19 protein-coding genes are annotated in these 19,313 nt (G+C 39.9%); all 19 read right to left on the reverse strand.

The annotated features are described in order from the left end of the window. Positions 1-26: 26 nt before the first annotated feature. Complete coding sequence (locus H9635_RS06015) at positions 27-701, reverse strand: metal-dependent hydrolase (protein ID WP_191699243.1); 675 nt, start codon at positions 699-701, stop codon at positions 27-29. A 607-nt stretch (positions 702-1,308) separates the two neighbouring features. After that, positions 1,309-1,836 carry a TlpA family protein disulfide reductase gene (locus H9635_RS06020; protein WP_191699244.1) on the reverse strand — a complete coding sequence of 176 codons (528 nt, stop codon included), beginning with the start codon at positions 1,834-1,836 and terminating at the stop codon, positions 1,309-1,311. Further along, the gene (locus H9635_RS06025; RefSeq protein WP_191699245.1) at positions 1,833-2,522 is read right to left on the reverse strand and encodes an ABC transporter ATP-binding protein; all 690 of its coding nucleotides are present in this window, start codon (positions 2,520-2,522) and stop codon (positions 1,833-1,835) included. Before H9635_RS06025 ends, H9635_RS06020 begins: the two co-directional genes overlap by 4 nt. 7 nt (positions 2,523-2,529) lie before the next feature. Continuing rightward, a complete protein-coding gene (locus H9635_RS06030) occupies positions 2,530-3,327 on the reverse strand; it encodes an ABC transporter permease (protein ID WP_191699246.1) in 798 nt (265 codons plus the stop codon). Next, on the reverse strand, positions 3,324-3,785 hold the full coding sequence (locus H9635_RS06035; RefSeq protein WP_191699247.1) for a nitrous oxide reductase accessory protein NosL: 462 nt from the start codon (positions 3,783-3,785) through the stop codon (positions 3,324-3,326). Before H9635_RS06035 ends, H9635_RS06030 begins: the two co-directional genes overlap by 4 nt. Next, on the reverse strand, positions 3,782-5,056 hold the full coding sequence (locus H9635_RS06040) for a right-handed parallel beta-helix repeat-containing protein (RefSeq protein ID WP_191699248.1): 1,275 nt from the start codon (positions 5,054-5,056) through the stop codon (positions 3,782-3,784). The genes H9635_RS06035 and H9635_RS06040 overlap by 4 nt, the downstream gene beginning before the upstream one ends. Positions 5,057-5,125: 69 nt before the next feature. Beyond that, positions 5,126-5,764, reverse strand: coding sequence for a nitrous oxide reductase accessory protein NosL (locus H9635_RS06045; RefSeq protein WP_318245181.1), 639 nt, complete (start codon positions 5,762-5,764; stop codon positions 5,126-5,128). A gap of 294 nt (positions 5,765-6,058) precedes the next feature. Further along, positions 6,059-7,105 (reverse strand): TlpA family protein disulfide reductase, encoded by a 1,047-nt coding sequence (locus tag H9635_RS06050; RefSeq protein WP_191699250.1) that lies wholly within the window; start codon positions 7,103-7,105, stop codon positions 6,059-6,061. Positions 7,106-7,141: 36 nt separating this feature from the next. After that, positions 7,142-8,833, reverse strand: coding sequence for an FAD-dependent oxidoreductase (locus H9635_RS06055; RefSeq protein WP_191699251.1), 1,692 nt, complete (start codon positions 8,831-8,833; stop codon positions 7,142-7,144). Positions 8,834-9,160: 327 nt separating this feature from the next. Beyond that, the gene (locus H9635_RS06060) at positions 9,161-10,699 is read right to left on the reverse strand and encodes an acyl-CoA carboxylase subunit beta (RefSeq protein ID WP_191699252.1); all 1,539 of its coding nucleotides are present in this window, start codon (positions 10,697-10,699) and stop codon (positions 9,161-9,163) included. A gap of 16 nt (positions 10,700-10,715) precedes the next feature. Beyond that, on the reverse strand, positions 10,716-11,495 hold the full coding sequence (locus H9635_RS06065; RefSeq protein ID WP_191699253.1) for an enoyl-CoA hydratase: 780 nt from the start codon (positions 11,493-11,495) through the stop codon (positions 10,716-10,718). Beyond that, a complete protein-coding gene (locus tag H9635_RS06070) occupies positions 11,480-12,400 on the reverse strand; it encodes a hydroxymethylglutaryl-CoA lyase (RefSeq protein WP_191699254.1) in 921 nt (306 codons plus the stop codon). The genes H9635_RS06065 and H9635_RS06070 overlap by 16 nt, the downstream gene beginning before the upstream one ends. Before the next feature lie 13 nt (positions 12,401-12,413). Next, positions 12,414-12,626, reverse strand: coding sequence for an acetyl-CoA carboxylase biotin carboxyl carrier protein subunit (locus H9635_RS06075; RefSeq protein WP_191699255.1), 213 nt, complete (start codon positions 12,624-12,626; stop codon positions 12,414-12,416). A gap of 92 nt (positions 12,627-12,718) precedes the next feature. Then, a complete protein-coding gene (locus tag H9635_RS06080; RefSeq protein ID WP_191699256.1) occupies positions 12,719-14,080 on the reverse strand; it encodes an acetyl-CoA carboxylase biotin carboxylase subunit in 1,362 nt (453 codons plus the stop codon). A gap of 12 nt (positions 14,081-14,092) precedes the next feature. Further along, positions 14,093-15,736 carry an AMP-binding protein gene (locus H9635_RS06085; RefSeq protein ID WP_191699257.1) on the reverse strand — a complete coding sequence of 548 codons (1,644 nt, stop codon included), beginning with the start codon at positions 15,734-15,736 and terminating at the stop codon, positions 14,093-14,095. A gap of 26 nt (positions 15,737-15,762) precedes the next feature. Continuing rightward, on the reverse strand, positions 15,763-16,905 hold the full coding sequence (locus H9635_RS06090; RefSeq protein WP_191699258.1) for an acyl-CoA dehydrogenase family protein: 1,143 nt from the start codon (positions 16,903-16,905) through the stop codon (positions 15,763-15,765). A 97-nt stretch (positions 16,906-17,002) separates the two neighbouring features. Beyond that, on the reverse strand, positions 17,003-17,620 hold the full coding sequence (locus tag H9635_RS06095) for a TetR/AcrR family transcriptional regulator (protein ID WP_191699259.1): 618 nt from the start codon (positions 17,618-17,620) through the stop codon (positions 17,003-17,005). A 164-nt stretch (positions 17,621-17,784) separates the two neighbouring features. Beyond that, entirely contained in the window at positions 17,785-18,435 is a 651-nt protein-coding gene (locus tag H9635_RS06100; protein ID WP_191699260.1) for a CoA transferase subunit B, read from the reverse strand. After that, positions 18,432-19,139, reverse strand: a complete 708-nt coding sequence (locus tag H9635_RS06105) for a CoA transferase subunit A (RefSeq protein ID WP_191699261.1) — start codon at positions 19,137-19,139, stop codon at positions 18,432-18,434. The genes H9635_RS06100 and H9635_RS06105 overlap by 4 nt, the downstream gene beginning before the upstream one ends. Positions 19,140-19,313 lie beyond the last annotated feature (174 nt).

Consider the following 19,313-nt stretch of genomic DNA (forward strand, 5'->3'; position numbering starts at 1 on the left):
AAACTGTTGGAAGTCTTTCTTCAAATTTATATGCGTATTTTAAACACTTTGCTTGTAATGGGAGAAAGAAATTTAACTCCTTTTATCGTCATCATATCTCCTAGAATATGAGAAAGGTATGCCATAGTTGAAATGATCGCTAAATGTTCCGCCCCCGTGCTCATTTCCAACAGATAAGACATATAGCCCCAATAAATTACTGCCCAAATCGTATGAGTTTGCCCTCTATGTGGGAACCATCCTGCTGCCCCAATGTACAGAGCAAACATAACGAGCCACGACAGCTCATCCGTAATGGCATAGTACAGTAGGAATAAGCCTAAAATGCTCATCAAAATATTTTTCAACGTTTCCTGGCTTCTCATGGACAATGCAATAATAATTGCGCCCAACCCTAAAAACAGAAGTTTATTTTGTTGGGTAAGCCATTCGTCCTCTAAAAAAGGCAGGAAATTAATATTAAATATGTAGGCGAATAATGACAGAACAATCAACGCCACACCGACAAATTGTCCGCCCTTTTTTATTTGTTTCGCCGTCTTTGTTACATGCTTGTTTAACAGATTATTTCCGTCTAAATCTGGAGCAAGGGAAGCCACCGCGGATACAGCTAAAACGATAGGAATCATTTCAGGTGTTTGGCTGACAGACGCCACTGCCCCAATACCTAACCCTATTGTTAAATGTGTTCGACCTTTCATGTTGCCACCTCTTTGTTGTGATGTCTCTTACTTAACGGCATTTCCGTTAACCGATGAATTTGTAGCTGAGTTGCCATCTTCATTTCTTAAAAAAAGCAATTACCTTCTATAGAATATGGTTTCACGGGTTTCCCTATCACTAGTTATGTATTCAAAGATTTCATTGTACTGAAACTAATTTGATTAATCAAGTTTTACTAATTGTAAAAAGACGTAAGATATTCGAAGTGTGATTCTGAAGCGAAGGGAGGAATAGGTAAAGAAATAAGGGGAGATTTTACCGTTATTTAAATGATGTTGCTCATTTTGAGGTTAAATAAGGGAACGTTTTACCGTTATTTTAAATAAAATACTCAAATTTCATGTTTTTCAGGTCAATAACGGAAATTCATACCCTTATTTTTACTATTTTTTATGTTATTTTCGAAATAAGGGAAATTCATTCCTCTATTTACTCAATACGCAATGCAAGATGCCACACCTTAATCGCAAAGAAGGCACCTTCCATTAAATCCCGAATAGAAAGTGCCTTACGTCATAAAAAATATAGGTTTTTCAGCGCCATTCTTTAAGGCACCGCGTCTTTTTCATTCGTATAAAATGAAAGTCACAATGATAAAAGGTCAATTATAAATGATTCTTCCATAGGACCAGCAAATTCATGGATAATATTGCCTTTCTCGTCGATAAAAATTGTAGTTGGAATAGTAAAGGCACCATACGTCATACTAACGTCTCCCTGCTCATCCAACAAAACCGGAAAGGTCAGCCCGTACTCATTAACAAACTTTTGCACATCGTCCTGCCTGTCTTTCGTTGTCATGTTCACTGCCAATATTTCAAGCTGGTCATTATATTCCTCATACAAACGTTGCAAATGAGGTGCCTCCATTTTACAAGGTTCACACCACGAAGCCCAAAAGTTCACAATCGTCCATTTCCCTTGAGAATCCGACAGTGAGTATTGTTGCTCATCCAGTGCTTGCAATGTGAAATTAGCTGCTTTTAGAACACGTACACCTTCTTCATTAGTAGTTATAGTTGATGGTATCTTTTCATTGCTTGCCCTGCTACTTTCCCATATTAAAATTCCGATTAGTATTGTGATTATTACAAGTCCAATATATTTCTTCACTGGACATTCTCCAGAGATGTTAAAGTTAACCACAGTTGTTCTAACGTTTGACAATGGTAAGTAGTTAGAAGCGTTTGAATATTCCCTTTCGCAATTACTTCACCTTCATGAAGCATAATCACTTGGTCCGCAATTTCTTCAGCAAAGGAAAGTAAATGGGTAGAAAACAATACATGAGTCCCTTTTTCCTTTTCATCTACAAGCATTTTTTTCAATGTCGCAATCCAAAAGGGGTCTAAGCCATTCGTCGGTTCATCTAATATATATAAATCCCCATCGCCTATTAAACTTTGAGCTAAATTTAAACGTTGGCGCATCCCTTTGGAATACTCCGAAACCCGTAAATGACCTTTATCAGCTAATCCTACCTGTTCCAGAAGTTTTGGGATTTTATCGGAGGGCACTTTTTTCAAATTGGCTAATAAGGCTAATATTTCAGCAGCCGTTAATGTATCCGGAAAATTTAAATCATCCGGCATATATCGGAGTGCCTCTTTTGAAAAACCAATGATTTCCCCTTCATCTTGCATGAGTTGCCCGGTTAACAATTTTATAATAGTACTTTTCCCTGCGCCATTTGCTCCGACAAGTGCCGTAATTTCACCAGCATCAATTGTCACCTCAATATTGTGCACGCCCCGGTTTTTCTTATATGTTTTCGTAATGTTCAACAATTCCACGGTCATATATTTATCACCTTCTTTTTAATAAATATGTAGCTAATAAAAGTGGGCTAACTCCCCATAGTGCTGTAAATAAGCTGTAATAAAATAGTCCGACTGTTGAATCATAAAATTTCACCAACTCATAGAAAGCCGGTCCTAAAACAGCTGACTGATCCGTAAATACAAAATAACTAAAGCGCAACCATTCAAGTGGATTTATATGGATGGATAACGAAATGAAAGTTTTCAATAAATTTTCCGAAATAATGGTTCCTACCGCCATTAACACATACGATAAAATCAGTGTAATTATTGACCAAACACCTAAAGCAAGTGCTAGTGCGTGTAGCCTGTTTTTTGCTATCACACCTACGAAAATACTAAGTGATGTGAAAAGTAACAGCAAAATAAGAATAAATACGATGAACGGACCATTTAGTGAAATGCCGCCAAAAAAGCTCCCCATCATATAGGAAAGTGTAATGGCTAATAGTGTAATGAATAAGAATACATTAAATAAGCCGATCCACTTCGTAAAAATATACTTACCATTGGACATCGGATAGGTTTTCAGTAAATTTAACCATCCTGATTCACGGTCCGCCGCTAGACTCATTGAACCAATTGTCAATATAAATAACGGAAGTAAAAATAATAATACGTTTAACATTGCTGCTGATTGACGCGTAAATCCTTCTGCATCAGGCATTGCAATTTGTTGAATCATTAACACGGATGTAAAGGTAACAACAAATAATATGGTAACGATTTGAAGCCATTTACTACGGATTAATTGCTTCATCTCAAGTTGAATAAACTTTATCATTCGTGCGTATGGATTCCCCATTCAAAAGTTATTAAATCATCATATTTAAGCTGTTTACCTTGTCCATTTTCATTCATATAAGCCTCCACACTTTCTTGTGATGCAAATGCAAGTACGCCGTAGTTCATAGGTGTCCAGTAGTTCGCTTCGTAGATGTACACGGCCTCTTTAACATTAATCCATTTATTTGTTGATTCATCTTTAATATATGCCGCCCCAATCTCGCTCTCGCCATTAGCGATAATGTATTCCATCAAACAGCCTAAATCATCAAAAACGAGATGATCATTATTTTTAAACACAATTTGACCTGCGTAATCCATATGTGAAATTGTCATATTACAAATTTCACATACATCTGTTTCTGCAGAAATTTCTTTCGGCTTGTATTCTTTATTGCCACAGCCTGCTAATAACATCATTGCAATAATAGTACTTATAACTAATAGCCGTTTCATCTTAATTTCCTCCAAATACTAAATAATACGAATAAACTTGCCGTACTTCCCAATAGATGTAGCCAGTTCAGTTGAATGCTTTGTTCTTTTTTCTCCGTCGTCATAAGCGGATTTTTATCAACTAAGACCATATTTTGTGTATCGGAGAGTTGCTGATCCAATTTATTAAGTAATGTGACACTAGGGGATTCTACATAATACTGATACACGGGCTTACGCACCATCCATTGTCCAAAACTTGTGAATGAATGGTAGTCTGTATCGCCTAATCCATCAGCATTGAAATCATAGCCGTTATAATCGTCATAATGGTTACGATTTAACACAAAGCCAATTTCGTCTGACCGAGCCGTTAATATATTACCTTGAAACTCATTTTCAGTAACTGTTACGGTTGGTGACCTTCTACTGTGAATGACCGTTCCATTTGACTGAAACATATTCTTGCTAAATGCTGTATTCTTTACTTGATTCCAAATCGTCGCAGTCGTATTTTCCTTAAATATATTATTCGTGATTTGCGCTTCTTCAATATCATATAAATACATGCCGTTACTGTTTAATTGAAGCTGTCTCTCGATTTGGTTATGGGCAATATAAGCATTTTCAACGACCATAATCGTCATGCCCGATACATTATTCTTAACCGTATTGTGTTGCAGCTGTATATTAGTACCATACATGAAATGCAATCCATACCGCCCATCTTCAACTATCGTATGTTGGACGTCTACATTTTTTGTTTTCTCAAAATACATACCATCTTGAACATTTTGAACCGAAAGTTTTTTTACTGTAATTTGTTCCCCTTCAAATAGGCTAATCCCGTTAGGCTTTTTTGAAAAATGCCCTTCTTTTCTTCCTTCTATTTTTAAGTCGGAAAGAGTAACATTTTTTACGCGATAAAACTCCATACCGTTTTCATCAATAATAAGGTTCAAATTTTTAAATTCAATCTCTTCACTGTCTTCAACAAGTACAGGTGCTTGTTCCGTTTCAAATTGAATTGCTTGAAGAGTAATATTATTTGTATCCGCTATTGTAATTCCTGTGGATAAGGACATAATTTTTGTTTCTTTGTCGCCAATGATTGTAATAGGTTTTGTAATGGTGACTGGCCCTTCGTACGTTTTGTTTTTTAAATAAAGCGTACTATTGGGACTAGTTTCGTCTATTAACTGCTGTAAGCTTTCAGCTGCTACGCTATGTGAAACGTAGGGAAGGAAAGTAAATAGCAGCGTAAAAACAGCCCATTTCATTAATTTTTTCATAAGCAAAATGCACCTCTATTAACGGTGTGTATACAGAGATTAGTCGCTTTCAGACGAATCACCTGCTGATTATTCTCCATCATTGTGCTTTAGTTCTTCCCCTTCATGATGGACATGACCATCTTCAGGATCATGCTTGTCAATATTTTCTCCCGCTTTCATTTTTGCTTTACGGCGTTCTAAAGCTTGTTGACGTACTTTTGTATAGGATGTCAATTCCGATCCTTCATTTTCATCCATATACGTTTTGGCATCATCTTCATATTTAAAGAAAATATAACCCCAGTTCATCGGTGATTTTAACTTTGTTTTGACAATATAAGCTTGCTCTACGTTAAACCAATTTAATGTTTTATAATCACGTACAAATTTTTCATTTACTTCTACGTTGGCAAACTCAGCATTCAGTAAACAACCGATATCATCATAAAATGCAATGGACCCGTCCTCTTTAATTGCCTGAGCCGAGAATACACCCATTTCATGATCTTTTGTATAAACTTTCATATTACACATGGCGCATACTGTATCTTCTGTAGGCTCTTGCAAACGTGCATCCTGCGTCCAATCCTTCTCGGCAATTTGTTCAACTTCCTGCTGCTGTGCAGATTCTTCGTTTGAAACTGTTGGCTCATTCTTCTCTTCAGTTTGGTTGCAAGCTGATAATAACATTGTGATTATTCCTGCCAATAATATTTTTTTAAACACGTACATCACTCCATTTCTTATATTTCGCTTACTATGATAACACTTGGTTAGAATATTATATTTGACAAAGTAATCACAATATTTTGTGCTAATTGTGAAATTTTTATAATACCCATGTAGGTATAAAAAATCCCATAAATAAAAGCCGCTAAATTTCGCGGCTTTAAATGACTATTTTTTGTTTGTTATATCAATATATTTATCTACCTTTAATTCTCGAGATCTTTGACACTATATGATACCCATTTGAAAATTTTTTTCAAACGGTAGATTGAGGTGGAGCATAAACATCAATTATTCACTCAATAATGATTCATATTTTTTGATTAATTGGCGCAATCCTTCTTCACTTACCGGACCTACAATCCGTTCAAGCTCTTCCCCCTGTGCATTAAGCAATACCGTCGTAGGAATGGATTTTACTTGGAAAGCTTTTCCTACTGCATCATCCTCATCCCTTAAGATTGGATACGTCACGCTGTATGTTTCCATAAAATCTGTAAGTGCTTCTTCCCCGTTGTCACGTGCCGTTAAATTAATACCGATTAAAGCAACCCCCATAGGTAAGCTATCAGCAAAACTTTGCAAATGGGGCATCTCCGCTTTACATGGCGGGCACCACGTTGCAAAAAAATTAACAACCGTTAAAGATTGTTCCTGGTCAGACAGGCGATATTGTTCACCTGTCGTAGCTGGTAAATCAATCGCTGCACGGGTCGTTGTCGTTATGTTTTCTTCAACATCCATTAGCATCATTGCAACTAAGCTTAAAAGTCCTGCACCTGCTATATATTGAGCATGCTTCGTTCTAAAATAAACTGTTAGTAATACGGCGACATGAAAAAGCGTAAAGCTAGAAATAAAGCCGTCTAACCACATGAGCAGGAAAAATTGAACGAGCAAAACATGCTGACTTTTTATTCGTTCAATTAAAATAAGGGTAAAAATCCACAAACCTGCAACAAACCACTGTTCCTGAAAACTGTTAAAAATAAGCTGATAAATGGCGACAAGTCTTACCCAATACATCCAGCCAACTTCCCAATCAAACAATTCCCGTTTTCTATACAATAGGAAAGCAACAACTGCCAGTGCTAACAGATGGCCTTTTAAACCACCATCAAAATAAATTAGTGATAATGGTGCTTGAAAGAAATCTGAGCTTGAAAAAAGAATATAACTGAACTTCCAAATGAAAATATAAGTATAAAGCAAATGTTCAATTAGTTTAGTTGTTGCTCCATCCGAATGGCGACTACGAAAATCGCTATAAAGGATGGCAATGATCAATGCGAGCCATGCAATCGGAATATTTACTTGTCCCAATGTTAAATATGTCATGTTTCATTCCTTTCCAATCGCAGAGCTCCCAAAACGTTACTTAAAGTTATAAGCTGTGACAATTGGTTCACGATTGTTCACTTGATCTTGATAGTATTCATATAAGGAAATACCTAAAAATGAACCCGAGATATTCGCTACATTTGTATAGCCACTATTATTAAGTGCCATTACTGCATTATAGCTACGCTGTGATGAACGGCAATGTACATAAACAGGAACATCTGTCGGAATTTCTTCCATACGCTCACGTAATTCGCTCAGTGGAATATTTACAGCCCCTTTTAACGCCCCTTGCGCAAACTCATTTGCTTCACGCACATCGACAATAAAAGCATCTTCTTCTACTAAACGGCGTACATCGTTCACACGCACTTGCTTGAAGCGACCCGCCATTAAATTTGTTGCCACTAAAGCCGCTAAATTCACAACATCTTTTGCTGTACTAAACATAGGCGAATACGAAAGCTCCAACTCTTTTAAGTCCTCAATTGTCCCGTTCATTGTAATCAATGTCGCAATAACATCAATTCGCTTATCTGCATTACCTTTTCCGATTGCTTGCGCACCGACAATACGACCCGTAGGCAACTCATAAACTAACTTGAAATGAAGGGGGTTACTTGAAGGCATTAAACCGACTTTATCCGGTGCAATAATATATACGGCCTCCACTAATAAACCCATTTCCTTTGCAGTACGCTCATTTAATCCCGTAGACGCTGCTGCATAGTCAAAAACTTGAATGCTTGATGATCCGATGACACCTTTATTTAAGACCGGAATTCCATACATATGATCTGCTACCGCACGTGCCTGACGTTGAGCAGGACCAGCAAGAGCTAAACGCGTTTGTTTGTTCATCAGACGGTGATACACCTCGATGGCATCGCCAACTGCATAAATATTCGGGTCGCTTGTTTGGTAATTTTGATTAACTTTAATTGCACCCTTTTCTCCAATTTCTAAGCCTGCTTCTGTAGCTAAAGTAGTTTCCGGGCGTACACCAATTGCTAAAACGACAATGTCAGCAGCGACTTCTTTACCTGAATTTAACTTAATCAAATTCGGCGTGATTTCTGCTAAGCCATCACCGACGATTAACTCGACACCTTGATCAACCATTTCTTTGTGTAAAATTTGCGCCATGTCGTCATCAAACGGTGTTAAAATTTGTGGTGCAAATTCGACAAGCGATACATTTCTACCTGCTAAACGTAGATTTTCCGCTACTTCCACTCCGATAAATCCTCCACCAATTACCGCAATGTTTTGGGCGTCATTTTCTACAATTGCATTATGTAAACGCTCAATATCCACAACATTTCTTACGGTAAATACATGAGGCAGGTCGTTACCCGGCAATTTCGGTACGATTGGACTCGCACCCGGAGATAACACTAATTGATCGTAGCTTTCTGTTGTTCGTTCGCCTGTAACGGTATTTTTTACTGTCACCATCTTGTCTGCACGATTAATAGCAATAACCTCACTATTAATGCGGGCATCAATGTTATGCTTAGCTTCAAATGAATCCGGTGTCATCATTAACAGCTTCTTGCTATCTGCAACAACTCCACTTAAATAAAACGGTAATGAACAATTCGAAAATGATACATGTGGTCCTTTTTCAAACATCACAATTTCTGCCTGCTCGTCTAAACGACGAATCCTTGCTGCTGCAGAAGCACCGCCTGCAACCCCACCAATAATGACTACTTTTTTCATCTTGAACCCTCCCATAAATTACACTAACTATGTTTTTTCTTCTTATCCACATATTATACCCCTGTAGGTATAATGTCAATTTTTTTATGACGAATATTACCTTACTTGTAGCTTTTTAATAGATGTTCCAATCACACACCTAAATAAAAAGACGACCGACAAGTTGATTGTCGATCGTCCAAACTAATCCGTAAATAATAACCGTATAGACAATGACGATATTTTAGTAAATATAAGGTAATTTATTTTTTCTTAATTTTTAAAAATATAAAAGGCTAACATTGCTATTAACAAGCGAAGCTAGCCCTTTTTTGTTCTGTTATAGGATTATACTGGACTGACACCATGCTTGCGTTCTGTGAATGTCAGATTTTTTGTTTTGTACGCTTCGAGGCGAATCTCCAATGTCTTGCGCAGTTCGTTCGGTTCAATCACATCATCAATGATTAACTCCGATGCCAGACGATACACATCGATTTCTTCCTGGTACTCTTCCCGCTTCTGATCGATAAATGCGGCCTGCTCTTCTTTTGGCAAAGCTGCAATTTTATTTGCATATACCGCATTGATAGCTGCTTCCGGTCCCATTACAGCGATTTGTGCACCTGTTAAAGCAATGCATACATCTGGTTCAAATGCTGGACCCGCCATTGCATAAAGTCCCGCACCATAGGCCTTGCGGACAATAACCGTGATTTTCGGTACTGTCGCTTCACTCATCGCATAAATCATTTTCGCGCCATGACGAATAATTCCCATCTTCTCAACATTTGTACCAATCATAAATCCAGGCACGTCTGCTAGGAAAATTAACGGAATGTGGAATGCATCACATAAGTTGATGAATTTTGCAGCTTTATCAGCTGAATCATGGAATAACACGCCACCTTTAACGCGCGGTTGATTGGCGATAATACCGACAGATTGGCCATTAATACGCCCAAAGCCTGTAATGATTTCAGGAGCAAATAGCTTTTTCACCTCACAGAATGAGCCTTCGTCAATAATACGGTCAATTAAATCATACATATTGAACGGTGCATTTTGGTTTGCAGGGATGATTTCCTCAATCGACTTTTCAAACGTTTTCGGCAATTTTGGCTCTTCCACATTCGGCTTGTTTTTAAAGTTATCTGGGAAATAGCTGATGTATTGTCTTGCGTAAGCAATTGCCTCTTCCTCTGTTTTCGCTAGTACATCACCACAACCTGAAACTGAACAGTGCATTTTTGCCCCACCCATCGTTTCAAGATCGACCTTTTCCCCTATGACCATCTCCGCCATACGCGGTGATCCTAAGTACATGGAAGCATTCCCTTCCACCATAACTACTACATCACAGAATGCGGGAATATACGCACCACCTGCTGCTGAAGGTCCGAATAATAGACAAATTTGCGGAATACGGCCAGATAATTTGACCTGATTGTAAAAGATGCGGCCTGCTCCTCGGCGGCCGGGGAACATCTCCAGTTGATCCGTAATACGGGCACCTGATGAGTCTACTAAATAAAGTAGCGGGACATTAAGTTTTTCAGCCGTCTCCTGAATACGGATAATTTTCTCAACCGTTAGCTTTCCCCAAGAGCCCGCTTTTACTGTTGAGTCATTTGCCATTACACATACAGTTCGCCCATGAATTTTCCCGATCCCTGTGACAACGCCGTCTGCAGGTAGGTCACCTGCAAGTACATTAGCAAACGTTCCATCCTCTGCCTGTAACCCTTCATCAAAGAGGAGCTCCAAACGCTCTCGAACAAATAATTTTCCTTGTTCCTGATTTTTTTCATGATACTTTTCATGACCGCCCTTTAACACATTATTCTTCATTTCTTGGTGTTTGTTTTCAACTGTCAATTTTGTCATTTCTTCCATCCTCCTTTTATTTGCCTCTGTAAGCTGGTGGTCGTTTTTCTTGGAAAGCCTTCAATCCTTCTATCCGGTCTTCCGTTTGTAGTAATCGGCTATATGCCAATGATTCGATTTGGAGTCCGGTAGAAATATCTGTCTGCATCCCCTGATTGATCGCCGTTTTTGCCTGTATGAGTGAAAGTGGTGCATTTTTGGCGATTTCGTACGCAAGCTCCTTGGCCTGTTCAAGCAATTTTTCTGGCTGGGTAATGTGCTCAATCATCCCGTACTGATACGCTTCCTCCGCTGTCAGACGACGGGCAGTGTAAATTAGCTCTTTTGCCTTTCCTATACCAATTAGACGAGGAAGACGCTGTGTCCCGCCTGCTCCTGGAATAATGCCAAGTGCTGTTTCAGTCAAGCCCATTTTTGCCGTATTGCTAGCTATACGAATATCACATGCAAGTGCTAGCTCCAGACCTCCTCCAAACGCAACACCATTAATAGCAGCGATAACTGGCTGGGCAAGCGCTTCAAAATGATTCATCGTCTTTCCAATTAGTGCAATGGTTTTTCGAGTTTCTCCCTCATTCATCCCTTTACGTTCCTTTAGGTCGGCTCCAGCACAGAAGGCCTTTTCTCCGTCCCCGGTAACAATAACAACACGGATAGAACGATCATCGTGAATTGCTTCTAGTGCCTCATTGATTTCATGTAACATTTGAACAGATAGCGCATTAGCGGCCTCCGCTCTCATAAACGTGACCACTGCTACCCCGTCTTGCACCTCTACTTTTACGAAATTTGGCATGATTCCCCCTCCTCTCTTGCAATAGCAACTAGCTTTGAAGATAGTGTTTTGCCGATTATTCCCTCGACATAAAGGGCTGTTTGCTGGATTTTTTCCAAGCTGACACCTGTTTCGATGCCCATCTCATGCAAGAAATACAATAAATCTTCAGTTGCTACATTGCCTGATGCCCCCTTAGCATACGGACATCCGCCAAGCCCACCAATTGCACTATCAAATTTCGTAATTCCATGTGCAAGACTTGTCATGACATTAGCGATGGCCGTGCCACGTGTATCATGAAAATGCATCGCTAGCTTTTCACCTTTGAAGTGACGCAGCATTTCATGAAGTAGCGCATCTACCTGTGTCGGTACACCCACACCTGTCGTATCTCCAAGCGATAGTTCTGAAATGCCCATATCAAACAATTTTTCTGCCACATTTACGACCTGCTCCGGCTTTGTATAGCCGTCATAGGGGCATGCAATGACCGTAGAGATATAACCTCGTACGGTCTTGCCTGCTGCTAGTGCACCATCCACAACTTCCTTTAATATCGGAAACGTCTCATCAATGGATTTGTTTATATTCGATTTGTTGTGGCCCTCACTTGCTGACATAAAAATACTTACTTCATCGACACCGACGTCGAGTGCTCGTGCTAGCCCTTTACTGTTCGGCACAAGTGCAGCATACGTAATAGCGCTATTTCGCTTAATTTCTTTTAGAACCTCTACAGCGTCTGCCAACTGTGGAATCCATTTCGGATGTACGAAACTCGTGACTTCGATGTAATTGAGCCCGGACTCGCTTAAACGATTAACGAGCTGGATTTTCTCTTCCGTCGGTATAAAAGTCGTTTCATTTTGTAACCCATCGCGTGGCCCTACTTCTTTTATTTGCACTTGCTTCGGCAGTTGCATAGACTACACTCCCTTATCCGATTTCAACTAAATCGTTTGCTTCATCGATAAAATCGCCTTCAGCTACAATGATTCGCTTCACTGTCCCTGCTTCTTCAGTTACAATAGGAATCTCCATTTTCATAGATTCCAAAATAGCAACATCTTGACCTGCTGTTACTTGTTCGCCTTCTTTCACTAAAATCTTCCATACTGTTCCTGCCATACTCGCTTTTACTATTGTCATATATTATTCCTCCATTTAATATAAAGTGTAGAGAAGTGGCACGCAGTAGATACGATCTCGCCAAAGTTCAATCTTTTGCGCCTCTTCTCCTCTTATTTACCGACTGCTTTTGTTTTTGGTAAATAGTATTCCTCCACAAACTTAGTTGTAGTGCTACCTGCTAAAAATTGCTCATGTGTGACAGTTTCAAGCAGCATCGGTATATTCGTTTGAATACCTTCCACTACATAACTGCGCAATGCATCGGCTAACCTTACACATGCTTCCTCTCGTGTTGAACCAAACACAACAAGCTTTCCAATCATTGGATCATAAAAAGGAGTTACCTCGCTTCCTGTTTCCACAGCTACCTCATGTCGAATCCCTTCTCCTTCAGGTAATACTAGTTTCGTAATTTTCCCTGGTGACGGGAAGAAGGTTACGGGATGTTCCGCATAAATACGCACCTCAATCGCGTGCCCTTTTTGTTGAATATCCTCTCTTGTAAAGGCAAGCTTTTCGCCATTTGCTATCTTCAACTGCTGCTCAACAAGATCCAGTCCTGTAATCTCTTCTGTTACCGGATGTTCCACCTGTAAGCGGGTATTCATCTCTAGGAAGTAGAAGTTTTGATCACAGTCCACTAAAAACTCAATCGTGCCAGCATTTGTGTAGCCAATATGTTTTGCTGCATTCACTGCGGCATCTAACATTTTCTTACGTGTCTCTTCTGATATGAACGGAGAAGGAGCTTCCTCTACCACTTTCTGATTGCGACGCTGTATAGAACATTCACGCTCATAGACGGGAATAACGCTGCCAAATGCATCAGCTAGCACCTGCACTTCAATATGATGGGGTTCTGCAATGAATTTTTCGATAAACATCGTCCCGTCACCAAAGAAGCTTTGCGCACGTTTTTGATTTCCTTCGAATGCCTTACGCAGCTCCTGTTCATTGTTGACCAGCTGCATACCGATTCCACCGCCACCTGCAGATGCTTTTAACATGACAGGATACCCAATGTCCTCTGCAATTTTTGCAGCTTCATCTGTATCAGCGATTGGTTCATTAACCCCCTGCACAATTGGCACTCCAGCTTGCTCCATCGTTTTTCGTGCCTCTATTTTGCTGCCCATTGATTGAATGACCTCAAATTTTGGTCCGATAAACGTTAATCCTGCCTCCTCTACACGTTTGGCAAATGTTGCATTTTCAGATAATAAGCCATAGCCTGGATGAATGGCATCAGAACCTGTTTGCTTTGCCACATCTAAAATGGAATCTATATTTAAATAGCTTTGTGTTACTGGTGGTTTACCAATACAGAAGCTTTCTGTTGCCTCTTTTACATGCAGACTGTTCGCATCAGCCTCCGAATAAATTGCCACCGTTTCGATGCCTAATCGGTTACACGTTCTGATAATGCGGCGCGCGATTTCGCCTCGATTGGCAATGAGTACCTTTTTGAACATATTTCAACCTCCCTAATGCATTGTTTTCACTAAACTTGCAAACTGTTCACGAATTTTGAACTTCTGTATTTTTCCTGACGCGGTCATTGGGTAACTGTCGACAAAAAAGATATAGCGCGGTATTTTATGCCTCGATATTTTCCCTTTGCAGAAATCCCTTATTTCTTCTTCCACCGCTGTCTGCCCTTCTTTCAGGATAATCCATGCCGCTACTTCCTCGCCGTACTTCTCATCCGGAACGCCGGTCACTTGTACATCTAGCACTTTTGGATGTTGATAAAGGAATTCTTCTATTTCACGAGGATACACGTTCTCTCCACCTCTAATAATCATATCCTTCAATCGTCCTGTAACACGGACATAGCCATTTTCATCCATCGTTCCTAGATCGCCCGTGTGCAGCCAGTTATCGGTGTCGATCGCTTCTTTTGTCGCATCCGGATTATTGTAATAACCTTTCATGACGACATAGCCCCGAGCACAAATTTCTCCTTGCTCCCCTCGAGGAACCTCTTCATTTGTACCTGGCTTCATAATTTTCACTTCCACATTTGGTAAAGCACGGCCAACTGTCTCTACTTTCAGATTCAGTGGGTCATCTACTCGTGTTTGTGTTAACACTGGTGAAGACTCGGTCTGACCGTAGCAAATCGTCACATCTTCCATACCAAGTTTATTGATCACGTCCCTCATTACTTCGATAGGACAATTGGAGCCTGCCATCACACCCGTTCGCAATGACGAGACATCAAAACTCGAAATATTCGGTAAATTTAACTCACTGATAAACATCGTTGGTACGCCATGGAGCGCCGTGCATTGCTCCTTTTCAACTGTACGAAGTACTTCCTCAGGATGGAACTCCTGCACCGGTACCATCGTTCCTCCCACTGAAACGATCGCTAGTGTACCTATTACACAGCCGAAGCAATGGAAAAATGGGACGGGGATACATAGTCGATCTTCATGTGTCAGCTTCATGCATTCTGCAATGTTGATCGCGTTGTTAATTAGATTGGAATGCCGTAGCATCACACCTTTTGGAAAGCCCGTCGTTCCCGATGTATATTGAATATTAATGACATCATCATAATTTAAGGATTGTTTGCGTTGCTCTAGTTGTTCATCTGATATTCGGCTGCCATTCGCCAAAAATTCCTCGTAGGTGAACGTCCCAGGATATTTTTTATCACTAATTACGACAACGCTTTTTAAAAGTGGAAGTCGGGTACTTTGTAATTTACCTGGCTCACATTCTTTCAACTCTGGACATAAGTCATATAAAGTATCAATGAATGCATGATCCCGGTAGTTGTCGATTAAAATAATCGCCCTTGAATCAGATTGCTTAAGTAAATATTCCAACTCGCTTGTCCGGTAACTCGTATTCACAGTGACTAGCGGTGCGCCCATCTTCCCTGACCCAAATTGAAGTCCCGGCCACTGCGGAACATTTGTCGTCCAAACCGAGAAATGATGTCCTTTTTCAAGTTCAATTGCCATTAACGCTTTTGCGACTAAATCACTGTGTTTGTTAAACTGGGCATATGTCATGCGATAATCTCGGTCTGAATAAACTAATGCCTCCCGATTAGGGTATTGTGCAGCCTTTTCTTCCAGTAGCTCGCCAATCGTTTGATAAACAAGTTCTGCCATACGCATTCCTCCCTTTTGTCAAAAAACTAACAACCTAACACTCGTGAAATAACTACGCGTTGGATTTCAGATGTACCTTCTCCGATTTCCATCAATTTGATGTCACGCAAATGACGTTCTACATCGTACTCTGCCATATAACCGTAACCACCATGGATTTGAATCGCCTGATTACATGTACGGAAGCCCATTTCTGACGCAAATAGTTTTGCGAATGCGGCTTCTTTTTTAAATGGCTTTCCTTCATCTTTCAGCCACGCTGCCTTCATTACCATATTGCGTGCCAATTCAATTTCCATCGCCATATCCGCTAATTTAAACTGAATTGCCTGTAATTTAGAAATCGATTTTCCAAACTGTACACGTTCCTTAGAATATTGTAGTGCTTTCTCAAATGCGGACTGCGCAATGCCGACCGATAGTGCAGCGATGGAAATACGACCTCCATCCAGCGTATTTAAAAATTGACCAAATCCCTTTTTTTCGTCTCCCAACACGTTTTCTTTTGGTACTCGAACGTTTTCCAAAACAATTTCACATGTATTCGATGCACGCACACCCATTTTTTGATATTCAGAACGGATCGTTACGCCTGGTGTGTCAGTTGGAACGATGATTGCCGTTATAATATTCTTCCCACGCTCATCTTTTCCCGTAACAGCCGTCACTACAATTTGACGGGCATAACTGGCATTCGTAATCCAACATTTCTCGCCGTTAATGACCCACTCATTTCCTTCGAGATAAGCATTTGTCCGAGTACCCCCTGCATCAGATCCCGCATTTGGCTCCGTAAGTCCAAACGAACCGAACGTCTTTCCTTGCGCCATTGGAACAAGGTATTCTAGCTTCTGCTCCTCTGTACCAAAGTTATAAAAAGGGGTTGCGCCTAAGCTGACAGCGGCTGCATAGCTTAAGCCTGTTCCTCCACATGCACGACCGATTTCTTCCACGGCTAATGCAAAGGAAATAGTGTCTCCGCCTGACCCGCCGTATTCTTCAGGAAATGGAATTCCAAATAATCCAAGTTCTCCCATCTTATCGAAGCTTTCTTTTCTAAACTGATGCTTCTCATCCAGCTCACGTGCATGTGGAGCAATTTCAGCTTGCGCAAACTCACGTACCATATCACGAATCATTTCTTGTTCTTTAGATAATTCAAAATTCATTTTTAAAGCCCCCTTAGTTTTTGGATTAAAGACCGACTAGTCGGTTTGTATTATTTTAAAAAAAACCAGACTTTTAATTGCCTGACTGTTACTAAATTTACATAATGTACTTTTTCGCTTTAGCTTCCTCAAGACCTTGCTCTGTCAGAACACCTCGGAGAATCAAATCATTGAAATGATGTGTAATCTGCTCCATCGTTAAGCTACCGTTCTGCCGGTACCATTTATATGTCCAGTTCACCAATCCTATGATTGCCATTGTCGTAATTGTAGTAGAAATCTCGGGTCGAAATTGTCCACCCTCTTTTCCCTCCTCTATCACCTGCTCAATCAACTTTTGGTATTCCTTCCGCTTTTCTTTGATGATATTTTTATATTCTAGAGGTAAATAAGCGCTTTCATTATAGAACACCGTAATATGACGTTGATAAACATCAAATACATTGGTAAATGCAAATAACAGAGCAGTCACTTTATCGATTGGCGTATCATTTTCTTCATAGGCTTTTTTTGTTTCTTTTAATACGTGGGAGATGAACAAATCATGTATCTCATATAACAAGGCATCCTTCGATTTAAATTTATGATAAAATCCGCCCTTAGATGTTCCAGCTGTTTCCACAATTTCATCCACTGATACACCGTGGTAGCCCTTGTGCCTAAAAAGGTCAAGTGCTGTTTCAATAATCCGTTCTTTTAGCGATTTCACAACCAACTTCTCGCCTCCCATCAATCATCCGTTAAAATTAAGATGATTTTCTGCGAAAATACTCATATTTTCTGTTAATCTTCTTATTTTTGTATGATTATAGCATTCTTCGATTTCATCGTCTATTATTTATTTGCAAAATTTTATCGAAAATACAATTTTTATCTACTTCAAGTATATTTTATTAGATTTTCAGAAACCAAGAAGTCAGCTTCCGTTTTCTCTCTTATTTCCTCTACAGAAACGCCGGATGCTAATTCTATCAGAACCATTCCTTTTTCGGTAAAATCAAAGACAGCCAATTCCGTAATGAGACGATGAACAACTTTTTTCCCAGTCAGTGGCAACGTACATTCCTTCTTAATCTTTGATTCTCCGTATTTCGATACATGCTCCATGATAACGATAACTCGCTTCGCTCCTTGCACAAGATCCATAGCGCCACCCATACCCTTGACCATTTTTCCTGGAATCATCCAGTTCGCTAAATCACCTTTCTCAGACACTTCCATGCCTCCAAGGATAGCGACGTCGATATGTCCACCACGAATCATGGCAAAACTTTCAGCGCTATCGAAGAAGGATGCGCCGGGTACCGCTGTTACAGTCTCTTTTCCTGCATTGATTAAATCAGGATCTACTTCGCTTTCATCCGGATATGGCCCAATACCTAACAGTCCGTTTTCTGATTGCAATAGCACCTGATAATCACTCGGAATTTCATTTGCAACTAAAGTCGGCATACCAATACCGAGGTTGACGTTCATGCCGTTTCTGATTTCCTTTACCGCTCGTTTAACAATCCGCTCTTTTACACTCATCCAATAGCCTCCTCTACTTTTATTGTGCGTTTTTCAATTTTCTTTTCGTAGCCTTCACCTAGAATTACATGTTGAACGAATACGGCTGGCGTATGGATTTCATCGGGGTTCAGTTCCCCAACTTCGACGATTTCCTCAACTTCAGCAATTGTAATTTTCCCTGCAGTAGCCATAATTGGATTAAAATTTCGGGCCGTTTTACGATAGACAAGATTCCCTAGTTTGTCAGCCTTCCATGCTTTTACAAAGGCATAATCCCCTACAATTGCACGTTCCTCAATATACTCTTTGCCGTCAAATTCCTTAACCGGTTTTCCCTCTGCAATGAGTGTCCCCACTCCAGTAGCTGTGTAAAACGCCGGGATACCAGCACCGCCTGCTCGGATACGCTCTGCCAATGTCCCTTGAGGCGTCAGTTCAACTTCTAGCTCTCCGCTTAAAAATTGTTGCTCAAAAGTCTTATTTTCCCCTACATAAGATGCAATCATTTTTTTGATTTGCTTGTTCGCTAGTAATAATCCAAGCCCCCAATCGTCAACACCGCAATTATTGCTGACAACCGTCAAATCTTTGATGCCTTTTTGACGAATAGCCTCGATTGCTAGTTCAGGAATACCACAAAGTCCGAATCCACCGACTAATATGGTTGCACCATCTTGCACTTCTCCGACAATTCCATGTATGTTTTTCTCTACTTTATGCACAATATTCCTCCTTTAAGTAAAATTAACATCATTATAAACAGGTTATTTTAGAATAGCAAATTAAAATTCTGAATTTTCTAATACGAAGAATGCTAGTTTAAAAGCTAGCCCTGTTTTATTGACAGCACGCTCATAACATTTTACTTTTTTCTCCTAAGTCAGTAAAAAACCCCG

Origin of the sequence: Solibacillus faecavium, assembly GCF_014836905.1 — a bacterium.
GTDB lineage: Bacteria > Bacillota > Bacilli > Bacillales_A > Planococcaceae > Solibacillus > Solibacillus faecavium.

What these genes read in the sequence shown, in the direction of transcription:
- H9635_RS06015 (WP_191699243.1), bottom strand. Translation starts at nt 701, where the DNA reads ATGAAAGGTCGAACACATTTAACAATAGGGTTAGGTATTGGGGCAGTG.
- H9635_RS06025 (WP_191699245.1), bottom strand. Translation starts at nt 2,522, where the DNA reads ATGACCGTGGAATTGTTGAACATTACGAAAACATATAAGAAAAACCGG.
- H9635_RS06030 (WP_191699246.1), bottom strand. Translation starts at nt 3,327, where the DNA reads ATGATAAAGTTTATTCAACTTGAGATGAAGCAATTAATCCGTAGTAAA.
- H9635_RS06035 (WP_191699247.1), bottom strand. Translation starts at nt 3,785, where the DNA reads ATGAAACGGCTATTAGTTATAAGTACTATTATTGCAATGATGTTATTA.
- H9635_RS06040 (WP_191699248.1), bottom strand. Translation starts at nt 5,056, where the DNA reads ATGAAAAAATTAATGAAATGGGCTGTTTTTACGCTGCTATTTACTTTC.
- H9635_RS06050 (WP_191699250.1), bottom strand. Translation starts at nt 7,105, where the DNA reads ATGACATATTTAACATTGGGACAAGTAAATATTCCGATTGCATGGCTC.
- H9635_RS06055 (WP_191699251.1), bottom strand. Translation starts at nt 8,833, where the DNA reads ATGAAAAAAGTAGTCATTATTGGTGGGGTTGCAGGCGGTGCTTCTGCA.
- H9635_RS06060 (WP_191699252.1), bottom strand. Translation starts at nt 10,699, where the DNA reads ATGACAAAATTGACAGTTGAAAACAAACACCAAGAAATGAAGAATAAT.
- H9635_RS06065 (WP_191699253.1), bottom strand. Translation starts at nt 11,495, where the DNA reads ATGCCAAATTTCGTAAAAGTAGAGGTGCAAGACGGGGTAGCAGTGGTC.
- H9635_RS06070 (WP_191699254.1), bottom strand. Translation starts at nt 12,400, where the DNA reads ATGCAACTGCCGAAGCAAGTGCAAATAAAAGAAGTAGGGCCACGCGAT.
- H9635_RS06075 (WP_191699255.1), bottom strand. Translation starts at nt 12,626, where the DNA reads ATGACAATAGTAAAAGCGAGTATGGCAGGAACAGTATGGAAGATTTTA.
- H9635_RS06080 (WP_191699256.1), bottom strand. Translation starts at nt 14,080, where the DNA reads ATGTTCAAAAAGGTACTCATTGCCAATCGAGGCGAAATCGCGCGCCGC.
- H9635_RS06085 (WP_191699257.1), bottom strand. Translation starts at nt 15,736, where the DNA reads ATGGCAGAACTTGTTTATCAAACGATTGGCGAGCTACTGGAAGAAAAG.
- H9635_RS06090 (WP_191699258.1), bottom strand. Translation starts at nt 16,905, where the DNA reads ATGAATTTTGAATTATCTAAAGAACAAGAAATGATTCGTGATATGGTA.
- H9635_RS06100 (WP_191699260.1), bottom strand. Translation starts at nt 18,435, where the DNA reads ATGAGTGTAAAAGAGCGGATTGTTAAACGAGCGGTAAAGGAAATCAGA.